This is a genomic window from Pseudofrankia coriaricola (genome assembly GCF_001854805.1).
GTDB lineage: Bacteria > Actinomycetota > Actinomycetes > Frankiales > Frankiaceae > Pseudofrankia.
In genome coordinates, this window is sequence record NZ_MBLO01000206.1 from 1 (window position 1) to 14706 (window position 14706).

The following is a 14706-nucleotide window of genomic DNA, read 5'->3' on the forward strand; positions in this document are numbered from 1 at the left end:
CACGGCCGGCTCGGCTTCGACGGCGACCTCGCCACCCTGCGCGACCGCCTCGGCGGCGAGCGGACGCTCATCGTCGACCTGGCCTCGCCGATGCCCCCGATCGCCGTCACCACACCCGGCGCACACGTCACCCGCGTCGACGGCGCCCGCCAGTGGCTGGCCTTCCCGGCGACGGACAGCGCCGCCCCGCTCGTCGCCGAGGTCGCCGCCCGCTACCCGCTGGTCGACCTCTCCCTGCGCGAGCCGCCCATCGAGGACGTCATCGCCCGCCTCTACACCACCGGCACGGCTCCAGTCTGACGCAGCGGACGGCACGGGCTCGCCGAAGGGGCGGGGGCCCCTCGCGCAGTCGCGCACCCATCGCCCGATGACGGCGATGCGACAGCGATCGGCACGAGTGCGCCCAGGCAGGCGCGGCCGCGCGCGATGCCGGCCCCGAGTGCCTGCTACGTCTCGGACCGGCGGCGTGCCTGCTCCTCGATCCGCCGGATCGACCGGGCTTCCTCGAGACGTCCGAGCCGTTCGAGCGCGAGGGCCTTCACCTGGTAGTTCAACGCCGAGTCGGGACCGGAGTCGATGGAGATGTCGACCGCGGCGAGGCACTCCTCGTTGCGCCCGAGGTTCACCAGGATCATTGCCTTCGTCCCGAACAGCCTCGACCGCGCGTAGTTGACCGTGCCGACGTACCGTTTTCTCTGCTCGATCGCAATGGCCTGGTCGACCGCCCGAAGGGCTTCCTCATACCGTCCGAGGGTATTGAGAACCGTGGCCCTCACAAGCTGTGCCAGCAGGAACCGCGGTTCGACGGCCATCGCCATCTCGTAGGCGGCCAGAGCCTGCACCGGCTGCTGTTGGCCGAAGGTCCAGCCCTTCTCCGCCATCGCTTCAATGTTCAGTGGATCGACCGAGATTGCCATGTCGAAGGCCGCGACCGCGTCCGGGTGGCGGCCCAGGTCCCGCAGTGCCAGACCCTTCAGCGTGTACGCCGCGGCAAATCCCGGGCGAAGGGCGATGGCCTTGTCGAGCGCGGCCACCGCGCGCCCGTTGTCTCCGTCGTTCCGGTGCTTCGCCGCCTCGTTGTACCGCAGGACGGCCTCCGGATAGCGCGATTTTCCGCTCCGCTCCCACTCCTGGCCGTCGACGAGTTCGCCGGTGCACTTGCGGCACCTGACCGCTCCCCGGGGCTTGTCCCGCGCCGCCGGTGCGCAGCGGTCGCAGAAATGGGCCTTGCAGTCCACGCACACCGAGTAGACGACGGAGAAGTCCTCCGGGTTCTCCAGCGCGTACGGATTGCCGCCCGGGATGGCAGAGACGGAGATCGACCTCGGGCAGCCGTAGCCTGCGCAGTACAGCACTGCCATGTCTCGTCCTCTCGATACGTTGTCCCGGCTGAGCGGGCGAGGATCGGAGTAGTTCCGATCGCTCCGCGGTACTAGTCGTCAGAAGACCGGCCACGCACCGCGTTCTTCCGCGCGTTCGAATGTCCGGCCACTGTTATCCGAATCGTGGCCCGGCACGCCTGGACCGCCCGCTGACAGGCTCGGTACACCGGCGTTCCTCGTGGCGGCCGCCCGCGCAAGCTCCGCACGGACGCCGTCAGGACGCAGCCAGCCCAGACCCGCGTCCCGCAGGACGTCCAGCAGACCCTCGACGTCGTCGTCCGTCCAGGCCGCGTCGACCCACCGGCGACGCGCCAGGAAGGCATCCACATACGGGCGCGCGTCCTGGTCCCAGTCAGCCGGCTGTGGGAACTCGTAGTCCCACGCCAGCTGCCACACCTTCGCTTTCTTGTCCTGCCCGAGGGACAACACCGTGCGCGCGTCGGAGCTGCATCGCACCGACAGCACGCTGCCGGTGTGCGCGGCCAGGGTACGCAGGCAGCGTCCAGCCGCCAGGTCCCAGACCCGGACGGACCCGTCAGCCCCGCCGGTCAGGGCGAACCGGCCGTCCGGCGTCAGCACCAGCGAGGTCACCTCGCCGGTGTGGCCGGTGAGCACCCGCATCGGACGGCTCGCTGCGGACAGGTCCCAGACCATCAGCGCGCCTTCGCTGCCCGCCGTGCATCCGAGCCGCCCGTCCGGCGTCATGGCGACCCTGCTGAGCTTCCCCGGTCCTGACAACAACATGGTCTCGAGACGGCCGGTAAGCGGGTCGAAAACGCGCAGGCTGTTCTGGAGGCTGCTGATACTCAGCCCGATCCGGCCGTCATCGCTGATCCTGGTCGAGTCGGCACTGACCACCCAACAGGGCGTGGTCTGCAGCAGGCGTCCTTGTTCCAGATCCCACACCTGCGCGAAGTGGAGATTGTGGTAGTCGCTGGTCAGCTCGAACTCGTGCGAGATCAGAATGCGGCAGTCGGGGCTGACCGTCAGCGCGGTGACGAACCTGTCGGCCTTCTTGAGCGTGCGCAGGCACCGCCCGGCGGCCAGGTCCCACACCTTGATCGTGCCATCCAGGCAGCCGGCCACCGCGAGCCGTCCGTCGACGCTCATGACGACCGCCTCCACCGAGTCAGGGTGGTCGCCGAGGGTGACCCGGCATTCGCCTGACTGGACGTCCCACACCTGGAGGTAGTAGTCGCTGTTCCCGGTCAGCACCGACCGGCTGTCCGGGCTGAACACCGCGCACCGGAACTCGGGTCCGTACGTGGACAGCGTCTGGTGGACCTCGCCTGTCGCAGTGTCCTGGATCCGTAGGCCGGAGCGGTGCCGGGTCAGCGCGAACCGGCCGTCCGGGCTCAGCGCGAACCCGTTCTCCAGCAGCGGGGCGAAGCCCCTCGTGTTGCCGATCGGTATGGACAGCCCGTCCCTCAGGTCATCCGGGGCCGAGGCCAGGTCTCGAAGATGCCAGGTGCTGAGCAGCCCGACCCGCCGACCGCGTCCGCCTACCTTGGCCCACTGGTCGAGGATGTCGAGGTCGTGCTCGTATCCGGGCCTGTCGCGGGCCCTGCGCAGCTCCTGGGCGGCCGCGCCCCACTGCCCCTGGCGAGCGAGCTGCCGCGACCTCGCGATGGCTGTGCTGACGACGTCGGCGTCGCGGGACATCTCGGTGGCCGGCCTCGGCCGCGCGTAGCTCCACGGCGACGGTGGCCCGGCGGCGCCCGCCGTCCAGAGGCGCAGATCCGCGTTCGCCAGGGAGATGCCGGACCGGCCGTCCGCGCTCAGCGCAGTCTGGTGGCTGCTGAACGGCATCGTCCTGAGGCATCGGGGCGTCGTCAGCTCCCACACCTCCGTCCCGGCCGCGCCGCCGCCCACCGCATGACGGCCGTCAGCGCTGAGCGCGCCGAATTCGCGGCCCAGCTCGAACTCGCGTTCCACCCGCATGGTCTCGGTGTTCCAGACCTGTGCCTTGCCCTCGCCGGTCACCAGCGCGTGACGCCCTCCGGTGCCGACCACGACGCCGTAGTGGCGGAACTGCCTCGAATGTTCGAGGTGACCGGTGCGCAGGGCCCAGACCCGCAGCCGCCGGGTGGGGTAGTCCCAGTGGACGACCCGGCGGCCCCCGTCGGTGACCGTGACCGACTCGCCGAAACTCGACACCGAGGTGCGTTCCTGCCGCAGCGTCCGCACGAGCCGCCCCGTGGCGACCTCCCACGAGAGGATCCGGCCGTCGTCCGCCAGCGACACCAGCGTCGCGCCGTCCGGGCTGACGGACACCGACCTGACCGAACCCGTGTGACCGGTCAGCCGCCGCAGCAGCCGGCCGGACGGAACATCCCAGACCAGGACGGCCTGGTCGACTCCCCCGGATGCGAGCAGTCGGCCGTCCCTGCTTAGCGCCACCGTCTCGACGCCGCGGTCGTGGCCTCGCAGGACCTGCAGGCAGCGCCCGGTGGCGACATCCCACACCCTGATGTCGATGGGAGCGCCGTCCGGCCGGGGCGGAATGGACGCATCCCGGTCGGCGGACGCGGCGATCCGGCCGTCCCCGCTCATCGCGACCGCTGCCACCGGGTTGGCATGACCGGTGAGCGTGTCGGGCTGGCGTGGCCTGGGCATCTGCCGTGCGCGCGCCAGCGCGGCGTCCACATCCGCGAAGCCCGCCGCGAACCCGGCCGCGGATCCCACGCCGTCACCGTCACCGGCCCTCGTGGCCGCCATCTCGAGCAGCGGGATCGCGCTGTCCGGATCGCCACGCTCCAGGTGCACGAGCGCGAGCAGGTAGTCGTCGACCCAGTCCTGCTGCCGGTGACCGGCCCGCACCCCCTCGAGCTCGGCGACGAGCTGTGCGTCGGAGCCCCGGCCCGTGCGCCACCGGTTCAGGCCTCGGTTGTAGACCGCGGGGGTGTGGTGCGGGTCGGCTTGCAGGGCCCGCGCCCACAGCGCCTCGGCCCGCTCGGGATGGCCGAGGTCGAGCATCGACAACGCCTGGTTGGACAGGCCGTCGGCGAGCAGCCGCACACCGGATGGGCGGGCTCGCGGGTAGGTCCCGCCGATGACCCGCTGGTAGATGCCGATCAGCTCGTCGGCGAGCTGATCCATCCTTGACGGGCGGGCCGCGGGTTGTTCCTGGAAGCAGCGCCGCAGCAGGCTGACGATCTCCGAGGGAAGCGCGGGCAGCTCCGGGTCCGCCGGTGGCCGCTGGACAAATGCCTCGAACACCTCCCGCGCGACCTGGCCGAACGACGTCGGGGGCTCGCCAGCGAACAGTTCGAGCACGCTCACCGCCCACGACCAGACGTCGGTCGCACGGCTCAGCCGGACGTGCCCGCCCGCCGCCGCGTCCGCCTGCTCCGGCGAGCAGTAGGCCGGGGTGCGGCCGGCGAACGTGGCCAGCACCGTTGCGCCAGCCAGGACCGGCCGTCCGGCCGCGCCTGCCGGCTCGCCGGCCAGATCGGGTCCCTTGGCCAGACCGAAGTCGGTGACCTTGACGGTTCCGTCCCGGGCCAGCATCACGTTGGCCGGCTTCACGTCCTGGTGCACCAGCCCGTGCTGGTGGGCGTGGGCGAGCCCCCACGCGAACTGGATCGCGACGTCGAGGATGCGGCGCAGGGCCGCCGCCGGTCCACCCCGGTAGATCCGCCGGTCCCGTACCGCGTCGGCGAGGCTGCCGCCGTCCACCCACTCGGCGAACACATGCGGCACGCCGTCGATCCGACGGATGTAGGCGCAGCTGACGACGTGCGGATGCAGGCCGAGGCCGACCCACGCCTCGGCCTCGGTCTCGAAGGCGACCCGGCCACGTTCCGAGACGGCGAACTCCATGCGCGGCGTCTTGACCGCAAGGTCGATGTTCCAGCCATGATGCCGGACCTTGTACACCAGGCCCATCCCGCCGGTCTGGATGACATCGAGAACGTCGTAGAGATCGAGCACAAACTCGCCGACGCCCCATATGCGGGCTGACCTGCCGGCTGTGACGTTCTGAATGCGTCGCGCGTCAGCCACGCGCGAATTCTGTCACGAACAGTCCGACTTGACTCTCCCCGATGAAGTCTGGAGGACGACACCGCGCATCCCTCAGATCGACGCAGGCGCCATGCCCAGCCGGGCGGTCCAGCGACGCGGGCGATGCGGCTGGCACAGCGTCTGGGGGTGGTGTTCGGGCAGCGTTCGACGCTGTGGTGGGACCTGCCGCTGCGTGACAGCTTCGAGCTGGTCCGCCATCTCTACCGGGTGCCGCCCGGCCAGTTCCACGCCAACCTCGCCCGGTTCGTCGAGATGCTCGACCTCGGCCCGTTCCTGGACACCCCGGTGCGCCAGCTGTCCCTCGGCCAATCGCGGCCGTCGGCCTGAAGCATGGTTGGCCCGACGATCAGGCCGCGTATTGTTCCTCGCCGGGGGTGTAACCATGGCCGCGCCGCGTAGTGAGCTGACGCGCGAGGAAGTCCAGGCGTTGGCGAGCGCCTTTTCCGCCCAGTCGGCGGCGAGGCTGGTCCTCGAGCGAGCAGGCCTTCCGCGCGAACGTCAGCCGAGCTGGCAGGCGGGTGATGCCATCGCCTTCTGGACGGAGGTGGCCCGTCTGCTCGCCCTCGGCGCTGTCGTCGATGGTCGTCAGAAGGTGCTGGCGGCGGCGCTGGAGGAGTTTCCCTACAACCAGGTCCTAAGAGCGGGATACGACGGGGAGCCGCGAGGGGGACGCGAGCCGCTCGATGAACGGGCGAGCTCATCCTCCGGGGTTCGGCCCGAGGCCCGCCGGTCGGCGAGTCCGCCGTCGCGGGCCGAGGCTCCCGAAGAGACGGTGGCGCCCAGGCCTTCCGCGGCCACCGAAGCTCCGGTACCCGAGGATGAGCCGTCGTCACGGGTCGACCGTCCGGGACCGGCGGGCGACGGCGATTCGGCCGCCAGGAACCGTCGGTTTCCCGCATCAGCATCTCGGTCACAGTGGACGCGGTACGCGGCGGACGCGGTGCTGCCAGCACCCGCGAGTGACGCGCCCACGGCGACGGACGCGCTCGACATTGCCGGCGACGTGGCCACGCTCGCGAAACTGGTCGTGGCCCGGACCCCACCGCCCCCGCTGGCGATCGCGCTTCTCGGCAGGTGGGGCTCCGGCAAGTCGAGCTTCATGCTGCAAATGCGCTACAAGGCCCAGAAACTTGCCGAGATTGCGGCGGAGCGGTCAGACCCCCAGAAGAGCGCCTTTGTCGGCCGCGTCCTCCAGATCGAGTTCAATGCGTGGCACTACAGCGACGACCGGGTGTGGACCGGCCTGGTCGACCGCCTGTTCCGGGAACTGGCCACCGCCTATGCCACCAACGCCCCACCCGCGGGCTCGGCCGGCGAGGTGCGGGCGGAGCGCAAGCGGTTGCACGCGCGGAGGGAGGAGGAGGCGAAGCGGCGCGACCGCCTGGCGGCCGACCTGAGGACGATCGACGGCTCGCCCACCGGCCAGGGCAGGTTCGCGCGGCATCGCGCGCTCTGGTGGTTCGTGCTCTCCGCCAAGGCCTGGGCGCGGGACGTGTGGGCGGACCTGGCCGCCAGCTGGCGGATACTGGCGCAGGTCGTCGCGCTGGTCGTCGTCGTGGGCCTGGCGTGGTGGTACGGCGCCGACGTCGCCACCCGGGCGCATGCCCACGCGCTGGCCCGCTTCGGGCCGCCGGTCGTGACCGCGCTCGCCGTCCTCTACCCCGGCTGGCGTTTCTACCGGACGCTACGTTCCCGGGCGGAGCAGGTACACGCCGAGCTCAGCGCCACGCTGGCCGGCGTCGACGAGACGATCGGCGAGCTGGACCGCCAACTGGTCGTCGTCGACGCGGCGGCGGGGCTGGCGTCGTTCGTGGCCGACCGTTCCGCCGACTCTGCCTATGCCGACTACCGCGGCCTCGTCGGCCGGGTCCGTGACGACCTCGCCCAGCTCCAGGACAGGCTCGACACGGCGCTCGCCGAGTGGAACGCCGACCGGGAGGCCGCGGCCGAGGCGGCGGTGGCCACGGGAGAGGCGCCCGGCGGCACGGGCACGGAGCAGGCCACCGCGGGCACGAGGAGTGCCAGGCGGAAGGCCGCGAGGAAGGCGAAGACCGCGGCCGAGGACCGGGAGGCGAAGGAGCTTGGCGCGGCGGGCTCGAGCCGGCCGTTGGAGCGGATCGTGCTCTACGTCGACGACCTCGACCGGTGCCCGCCGAAGGTCGTCGTCGAGGTACTGGCCGCGGTCCACCTGCTGCTCGCGTTGCGGCTGTTCGTCGTCGTGGTCGCGGTTGACCCGGACTGGCTTCACGGCGCGGTGAACACCTACCGGGACGGGCTTTTCGCCGACGAGGAGAGTCCCGACGGGGCGTTCTGGACGACGGCCGACTACCTGGAGAAGATCTTCCAGATCCCGTTCGCGCTCGCCTCCATGGACGACATGGGCGACTCCGGCCGGGACTACCTGCGCGGCCTGATGCGCCCGGCGGAGGAGACGAAGGCGAGCGCCCGCCCGGCGGTGGGGCCAACCGGCCCCGCGCCAGCCGACACCGCGCCAGCCGACACCGCGCCAGCCGACACCGCGCCAGCCGACACCGCGCCAGCCGACACCGCGCCAGCCGACACCGCGCCAGCCGGCGCGGAGCAGCCGACCGACGGCGGCCCGGCGCCCGACGACCCAGGCCTCCTGCTGTTCTCCACCGCCGAGGAGGCGTTCCTGCCTGAGCTTCATGGCCTGGTGCGGACACCACGCGCCGGAAAGCGGCTCGTCAACCTTTACCGGCTGGTCCGGATCGGGGTGTCCGAGGCCGACCGGCCGAGCTTTATCGCGGACCCGGACGACGCCGGGTCCGGCGGCGAGTACCAGGTGGTGGCGATCCTGCTGGCCGCGCTGGTCCGCGACGCGGTCGCCGCCGGGCAGCTGTTCGAGCGGCTGGCCGCGCTCGACGGCACCGACCCTGACATCCTCACGACCCTGCGTGCGCACGGCTCGACCACGGCGACCACGGCGACCACCGCGACCGGCGTGGCCCGCGCGTCCACCGCGGTCCACGCATCCGACGAGGAGACGCGGGCGCTGAGGGTGCTGTGCCTTGAGCTCGCTGGCCTGGTCGAGAGCCTCGGCGCGAGGGACAGCGCGACGGAGAACGTGATGGAGAAGGCGACCGTGCGCCAGGCGGCGCTCTACCAGAAGTGGCAGGCCCGCGTGAGCCGCTTCAGCTTCCACACCGCCGTGCGCAGGCCGCCGACCGCGGCCAGGACGCCGCCCGGCGGCTGAGCCATCCGCGATCCAGCGACCACGTCGTCGGCACTCGGCACCCGTCCGTGGGCCTGGTTCGGGTGGTGTCACGCTGTGGTCCTGGCAGCGAGACGGTGAAGGATCATCATGGCGACGTTTTCCACGGGGGACGAGCAGGCATTGCGGATCGGTGTGCTCGGGGCGGCGCGGATCGCGCCGGCGGCACTGATCCGTCCGGCGGCGGCTGTGGACGGGGCCGAGGTCGTCGCGGTCGCCGCCCGGGACGTGGCGCGGGCGCGGCGGTTTGCGAGCCGGCACGGCGTTCCGCGCGTCCTGGCGGACTATGACGCGGTCATCGACGACGATGAGGTCGACGCCGTCTACATCCCGCTGATCCCCTCCGCGCACGCCCGCTGGACGATCCGGGCCATCGAGGCGGGCAAGCACGTGCTGTGCGAGAAGCCGTTCACCGCGAACGCCGACGAGGCGCTCGCGGTGAAGGAGGCGGCGGACCGCGGCGGCGTGGTCGTGATGGAGGCGTTCCACTGGCGCTACCACCCCCTCGCCGAACGCCTGCTGGAGATCGTGTCGAGCGGTGAGATCGGGCCGGTGCGACACGTCGCGGCCCGCCTCGTCATCCCCATCCCGAACCGGCGCGACATCCGCTGGCAGCTCGCCCTCGGCGGCGGAAGCCTGATGGACATCGGCAGCTACGGGGTCCACATGATGAGGACGGTCGTCGGCTCCGAGCCCGCCGTCGTCTCGGCGGCCGCGCGGACCCGGCTGCCTGATGTCGACCGCCACCTGACGGCGGACCTGCGGTTCGACGGCGGTGTCACGGGCCGCCTGGAGACTGGCATGTGGGCGTGGCCGGGGCTCGCGCTGAGCCTCGTCATCACGGGGGAGCGGGGCGAGGCCCGGGTCCTCAACCCCCTCGCGCCGCACGTGTTCCACCGCCTGACAGTGAGAACCAGCCGGCGGCGGCGCGAGAAGGTGACCGGCGAGAGCACCTACACCCTGCAGCTGCGGGCATTCCAGGCCGCCGTCCGGCGCGGTTCACCGGTGCTCACCCCGCCCGCGGACGCGCTCGCGAACATGCGGGTGATCGACGACATCTACCGCGCCGCCGGCCTGTCGCCCCGTCCGTCCGCCCCGACGACCTGAGCACCGCCACTCGTCGCCCGGCGCAGGCAGCCGCCGACGGCAGCAGATCGCTGTCTGCGTCCTCCGGTGGTCGTCACCCGACCCCGTCTACGACCACCGGAGGGCACAAACCGCGATCATCCGCGATCAGGCGGGGAAGGTGAAGTCCCTGATCAGCGCGGTGAGGGCGAGGGGCTGGTCGCTCTGGACGGCGTGGCCGGCGGCGGGGACGACCTCGTAGCGGGCCGACGGGAGGCGGCGGCGGAACTCGTCGGCGTCGGCGTCGGCGACGAACTTCGACTCGCCGCCGCGGACCAGCATCGTCGGCACGGTGATCGCGTCGACGTCGGCCCACAGCCGGCCGAAGTCGTTCCAGTTCTCACCGCCCGCGGGTGGCGGGCCGAACAGGTCGTAGCGCCAGGTCCACAGCCCGTCGGGGCGGCGGTAGGCGTTGTGCCGGACGCCGCGGCGCACCCCGGAGGCCGCCCGGTAGGGGCTCAGCGCGATCGCCGTGTCGGCCATCTCCTCGAACGACGCGTAGGTTGGCTGGCCGCCGACGAGGGCGACGGTGCCCTGCTCGGCCCGCGTCAGCCGCTGGCGCGTGTCATTCACATGCGGCGTCACGTCGATGATGACGGCGCGCCGGCACAGGTCGGGGCGCTTGGCCGCCAGGTGGATGAGGGTCGCGCCGCCCAGCGACATGCCGACGACGGTGACGGCGCTCGGCGCGAGCGCTGGCAGCGCCGCCTCCAGCGCCTCGACGTTGCGCCACGGCCCGTAGTTGCGGTCCGGACGCCGGTAGGAGTGGCCGTGGCCGGGCAGGTCGACGGCGATGGCCGGGCGGCCGAGCGCGAGCGCGACGTAGTCCCAGGTGTGCGCGTTCTGCCCACCGCCGTGCAGGAACACGATCTCGGGCTTGGCCGTGCCCCAGCGGATGTAGCTGAGCTTCCGGCCGGGCTCGACCTCCAGGAACCCCCGGCCGACCTCGGGCCGCCCGGGGAACGGGATCCCGATCTCCGCCGCGTTCTCGTGCAGATACCCGAACTCGTCGTAGTCGTCCGCCGCGAGCCCGTCGTCCGGCGCGACGCTCATCCCACACCACTCCTCCGCGCACGGGCGCGCACGCCGCTGGTCTGGCTCGAAATCTCCGTCTGTGGCAACGAGGGGCGCCGAGGAAATGTTGCCCGCGTCCAGCACTGGTTCACGCGGGCCATCGTGCGCGGACCCAAGGTGAGCGATATTGGCAGTGCGGCACGCGTCACATCAGCAGGCGGTCGGGAGGTCCAGCGGTGACAGTCACGAACCAGGACTCGGGCTCGGATCCGGACGCGGCGACCGGCCCCGGGGCCGACGCGTCGGCCGGCCGGGGCGAGCTCTCCTACGACCCCTATGACGCCGTCATCGACGCCGACCCGTACCCGGTCTGGCGGCGGCTGCGCGACGAGGCACCGCTCTACTACAACGAGAAGTTCGACTTCTACGCGCTGAGCCGGTTCGACGACGTCGAGGCCGGGCTCGCCGACTGGCAGACCTACCGCTCGGGGCGCGGCTCGGTGCTGGAGTTCATCAAGGCGGACCTGGACCTGCCTCCGGGCCTCATCCTGTTCGAGGACCCGCCGGCGCACACCGTGCACCGCGGCATCCTGTCCCGGGTCTTCACCCCGAAGAAGATGGTGGCGTTGGAGGCGCGGGTCCGGGAGTTCTGCGCCCGCAGCCTCGACCCGCTGGTCGGCTCGGGGCGGTTCGACTTCGTCCGGGACCTGGGCGCGCCGATGCCGATGCGCACCATCGGCTACCTGCTCGGCATCCCCGAGGACGACCAGGAGACGATCCGCGACCGGATCGACGAGGGCCTGCGGCTCACCGGCGACGGCACCGACCTGGACCCCACGGTCAGCGATGGTGCCCAGTACGCCGAGTACATCGACTGGCGGGCCCGCCACCCGTCGGACGACCTGATGACCGAGCTGCTGACCACCGAGTTCGAGGACGAGACGGGGACGACCCGCACGCTCACCCGGTCCGAGATCCTCGTCTACGTGAACCTGCTGGCGGCGGCGGGCAACGAGACGACCACGAGGCTGATCGGCTGGGCCGGGAAGGTGCTCGCCGAGAATCCCGGCCAGCGCGCCGAGCTCGTCGCCGACCCGACGCTGATCCCGAACGCCGTCGAGGAGCTGCTGCGCTACGAGGCGCCGGCACCCGCGCATGCCCGGTACGTCGCCCGTGACGTCGCGCACCACGGCCAGACCGTCCCCGAGGGCAGCGTGGTCGTCTTCCTCGTCGGTTCGGGGAACCGGGACGAACGCCGCTACCCCGCCCCGGACCGGTTCGACATCCACCGCGACGTCGGCCGCCACCTCACGTTCGGCTACGGCATCCACCACTGCCTCGGCGCGGCGCTGGCCCGTCTCGAGGGCCGGGTCGCCCTCGAGGAGGTGCTGCGCCGCTTCCCCACCTGGGAGGTCGACTGGCCGGGGGCCGTCCGCGCCCGCACGTCAACGGTCCGTGGCTGGGAATCGCTCCCGGTCATCACCGGCTGAGTGGCGCGTCTCGCGCTCCGCAATGGGTGCGGGGCGGCAGGCCGGGCGCGTCAGGTCGTGTCGCACAGCGCGAGGCCGCCGAGCTCAAGGTCTGGCGCGAGGGCCGGCCCAACCCGCTGAAGCAGGGGTTCAAACAGCTCGACCGCTACCTAGACCGCTTCGATCTGGCCACTGGCACGCTGATCGTCTTCGACCAGCGTCCCGACGCCCCCGCCATCACCGAACGCACCGCCATCACCACCGCGACCAGCCCGTTCTCGGGCCGTGTCATCACCGTCATGAACTGCTAACGTCGAGGCGGCGAAGATCCGCCCCGCGCCGGTTTCGGTGTCAGGCGAAGGAGCCTCCCTCGTGGGACTTGGACGGCTTGCCGCCGACGCCGACGGGGACGTCGCCGGCGATGGTGATGCGGTGCATCGCCCGGTCGAAGCCCGCGTAGTCGGTCGGGGCGAGATGCGCGGTGGCGCGGTTGTCCCAGAAGGCGATGCTGTCGGGCTGCCAGCGGAAGCGGACGGTGAACTCCGGGGTGGCGAGGTGCTCGTAGAGGAGGCCGAGAACGCGGTCGCTCTCGGTGTTCGAGAGCTCGACGATCCGGGTGGTGAAGTTCGGGTTGACGAACAGGGCGCGCTCGCCGGTCTCCGGGTGGACGCGGACCACCGGGTGGATGGTCTCGTAGGGCGTCTTGGCGAACAGAGCGGAGAGCTTGCTGCTGTCGCCGCGTTCCAGGTGGATCTGGTTGACGTGGACGGCGTGCAGGCCGTCGAGGAAGTCACGTAGGGACGGCGAGAGCCGTTCGTAGGCGGTGACGAGGTTGGTCCACTGGGTGTCGCCGCCGTACGGCGGGATGACCAGCCCGTGCAGGATGGAGCCCATGGGTGGGTTCAGCACGAACGTGACGTCGGTGTGCCAGAGGCTCCTGACCCGGAAGTCGCTTTTTCCTTCTCCCAGGTAGGTGCGGGTGTCCAGCGGAAGGATCTCCGGGTGGCCCTCGAGCGTCGGCAGGGTCGGGTGGCCCGGTGTCACCTCGCCGAACTGCCGGCCGAAGGCGATCTGCTGTGCCGGGGTGACGTGCTGGTCGCGGAAGAAGACGACCTTCCACCTGAGCAGGGTGGCGCGGATCTCGGCGATGGCGGCGGGTTCCAGCGGCTGTGTCAGGTCGACGCCGAAGATCTCGGCGCCGATGTGCCCCGACATCGGCCGGACATCGAGTCCGACCGTCGACTCGGCCGTCGTCACCAGCGGGGCCGGGGTGGTCGCGGCATCGTCTGTCGTCGTCATTCCTGGGCCTCCTTGACCGCCGAGTCATGGCGGGGGCGTCGAAAATCTGGCCGCCGGAGTGTGGTCTCGCGGCGCCGTCGAGATATCAACCGTTTGGTGAATGCTGCTGACCGATTTCGGGCAGCACTGAAGAGAAGCCGGCCCGCGTCATTCCAAGTGGTATTCGGCCGACGCGCCTCATGGGCATCGCTCGGCGAGGAGCGGAGGCGATTTGGTCGAATGCCCGGTGGTGTTCCGCCACCTTCACTGAACAGTTAAGTCAGCTGTTTGTCAACCCGGTGGATGGGAATGTCGCCGCGTTCCCTCACGGCGCTGGCCCGCCGGTGACCGGCCGCTCGCCGAGCGCGCGCGGCTTCAGTCGGGACCAGGCCCGGCATGGCTTTCCGCCGACAGGGGCGCGGTGAGCGCCGCCGCGGCCATGTCGAACAGGTCGGTGACGTACAGCTCGTAGGAGATCTCGCCGCCGGTGCCCGGGTACGGACCGTCCGGTTTTCCCGCTGGGATCCGGTCGTATCCGGCCAGGGCGGCCAGGCAGAGGCGGACCATGTGCGACAGCCGCAGTGCGCGCAACGGCCTGGGAACCTCGGCCAGGAGGTCGAGGATCGCCAGGGACACCTCGTGGCCTACCTCGCCCGCCGGCCTGCCGCCGGCCCACCATGGGTGGTCCTCCAGCGGATGAGCGCCGAACCTGCCGAGAAAGCCCACGTAGTAGCTGTCCGGCCGGCGTGCCTCCTCGGCAAGGGGGCGCATCAGGACGTCGAACAGCCCACGTACCGTCTGGTCCCGGCCGTGGGTTCGGCCCGTCGCCAGCAGCTCGGCACGGCGCTGGTCCAGCGGCGGGACCCGGTGGGCGACGATCGCCGCGAGCAGGCCCCGCTCGCCGCCGAAGTGGTACTGCACCGCGTTGTTGTTGCCGTTGCCGGCCGCCCGGCAGATCTGCCGCAGCGACACCGCCTCCAGGCCGTGCTCGGCGTACAGCCGCTCGGCGGTGAGCAACAGCCGCAGCCGGGCGTCGTGCGAGCGCGGCGCCCAGGTGAGCGGCTCGGCTGTGTTCGTCGACTCGGTCACGGTCTGCTGGCTCATCCTGCTCGCTCATCCCGCTGACTCGGGCTGGCTGACTGGCCTTCAGGCTTACCCGAGACCGCCGGGCCCCGCGCGA

Annotated in this window: 10 protein-coding genes and 1 pseudogene; 6 read left to right on the forward strand and 5 right to left on the reverse strand. The window is 71.4% G+C overall.

The features are described 5' to 3' along the window. Nucleotides 1-300, forward strand: a pseudogene (locus BCD48_RS22470) (methionine ABC transporter ATP-binding protein); the annotation flags it as partial. Between the two features lie 146 nt (nt 301-446). Here the strand turns inward: BCD48_RS22470 and BCD48_RS22475 are convergent. Both BCD48_RS22475 and BCD48_RS22480 read right to left on the reverse strand, forming a co-directional pair. Further along, a complete protein-coding gene (locus BCD48_RS22475; RefSeq protein WP_071050375.1) occupies nt 447-1361 on the reverse strand; it encodes a tetratricopeptide repeat protein in 915 nt (304 codons plus the stop codon). A 78-nt stretch (nt 1362-1439) separates the two neighbouring features. After that, nucleotides 1440-5387: a WD40 repeat domain-containing serine/threonine protein kinase gene (locus BCD48_RS22480; RefSeq protein WP_131804092.1), complete on the reverse strand. Its 3948-nt coding sequence runs from the start codon at nt 5385-5387 to the stop codon at nt 1440-1442. Between the two features lie 123 nt (nt 5388-5510). Between BCD48_RS22480 and BCD48_RS22485 the strand changes: the two genes are divergently transcribed. The 3 genes from BCD48_RS22485 to BCD48_RS22495 all read left to right on the forward strand — a co-directional run bounded on the left by BCD48_RS22485 (nt 5511) and on the right by BCD48_RS22495 (nt 9747). Further along, nucleotides 5511-5735 (forward strand): P-loop NTPase family protein, encoded by a 225-nt coding sequence (locus tag BCD48_RS22485; protein WP_071050377.1) that lies wholly within the window; start codon nt 5511-5513, stop codon nt 5733-5735. A gap of 55 nt (nt 5736-5790) precedes the next feature. Next, nucleotides 5791-8622: a P-loop NTPase fold protein gene (locus BCD48_RS22490; protein WP_131804093.1), complete on the forward strand. Its 2832-nt coding sequence runs from the start codon at nt 5791-5793 to the stop codon at nt 8620-8622. 108 nt (nt 8623-8730) lie between these two features. After that, nucleotides 8731-9747: a Gfo/Idh/MocA family protein gene (locus BCD48_RS22495; protein WP_071050379.1), complete on the forward strand. Its 1017-nt coding sequence runs from the start codon at nt 8731-8733 to the stop codon at nt 9745-9747. Nucleotides 9748-9873: 126 nt separating this feature from the next. Here the strand turns inward: BCD48_RS22495 and BCD48_RS22500 are convergent, their stop codons facing one another. After that, nucleotides 9874-10818: an alpha/beta fold hydrolase gene (locus tag BCD48_RS22500; protein ID WP_071050380.1), complete on the reverse strand. Its 945-nt coding sequence runs from the start codon at nt 10816-10818 to the stop codon at nt 9874-9876. A 308-nt stretch (nt 10819-11126) separates the two neighbouring features. Between BCD48_RS22500 and BCD48_RS22505 the strand changes: the two genes are divergently transcribed. Further along, nucleotides 11127-12269 (forward strand): cytochrome P450, encoded by a 1143-nt coding sequence (locus BCD48_RS22505; protein ID WP_071050397.1) that lies wholly within the window; start codon nt 11127-11129, stop codon nt 12267-12269. 26 nt (nt 12270-12295) lie between these two features. Then, on the forward strand, nt 12296-12559 hold the full coding sequence (locus tag BCD48_RS22510; protein WP_071050381.1) for a hypothetical protein: 264 nt from the start codon (nt 12296-12298) through the stop codon (nt 12557-12559). 40 nt (nt 12560-12599) lie between these two features. Here the strand turns inward: BCD48_RS22510 and BCD48_RS22515 are convergent, their stop codons facing one another. Continuing rightward, on the reverse strand, nt 12600-13547 hold the full coding sequence (locus BCD48_RS22515; protein ID WP_071050382.1) for a TauD/TfdA dioxygenase family protein: 948 nt from the start codon (nt 13545-13547) through the stop codon (nt 12600-12602). Between the two features lie 354 nt (nt 13548-13901). Then, nucleotides 13902-14630: a TetR/AcrR family transcriptional regulator gene (locus BCD48_RS22520; RefSeq protein ID WP_071050383.1), complete on the reverse strand. Its 729-nt coding sequence runs from the start codon at nt 14628-14630 to the stop codon at nt 13902-13904. Nucleotides 14631-14706 lie beyond the last annotated feature (76 nt).

What these genes read in the sequence shown, in the direction of transcription:
- BCD48_RS22475 (WP_071050375.1), bottom strand. Translation starts at nt 1,361, where the DNA reads ATGGCAGTGCTGTACTGCGCAGGCTACGGCTGCCCGAGGTCGATCTCC.
- BCD48_RS22485 (WP_071050377.1), top strand. Translation starts at nt 5,511, where the DNA reads ATGCGGCTGGCACAGCGTCTGGGGGTGGTGTTCGGGCAGCGTTCGACG.
- BCD48_RS22490 (WP_131804093.1), top strand. Translation starts at nt 5,791, where the DNA reads ATGGCCGCGCCGCGTAGTGAGCTGACGCGCGAGGAAGTCCAGGCGTTG.
- BCD48_RS22495 (WP_071050379.1), top strand. Translation starts at nt 8,731, where the DNA reads ATGGCGACGTTTTCCACGGGGGACGAGCAGGCATTGCGGATCGGTGTG.
- BCD48_RS22500 (WP_071050380.1), bottom strand. Translation starts at nt 10,818, where the DNA reads ATGAGCGTCGCGCCGGACGACGGGCTCGCGGCGGACGACTACGACGAG.
- BCD48_RS22515 (WP_071050382.1), bottom strand. Translation starts at nt 13,547, where the DNA reads ATGACGACGACAGACGATGCCGCGACCACCCCGGCCCCGCTGGTGACG.
- BCD48_RS22520 (WP_071050383.1), bottom strand. Translation starts at nt 14,630, where the DNA reads ATGAGCCAGCAGACCGTGACCGAGTCGACGAACACAGCCGAGCCGCTC.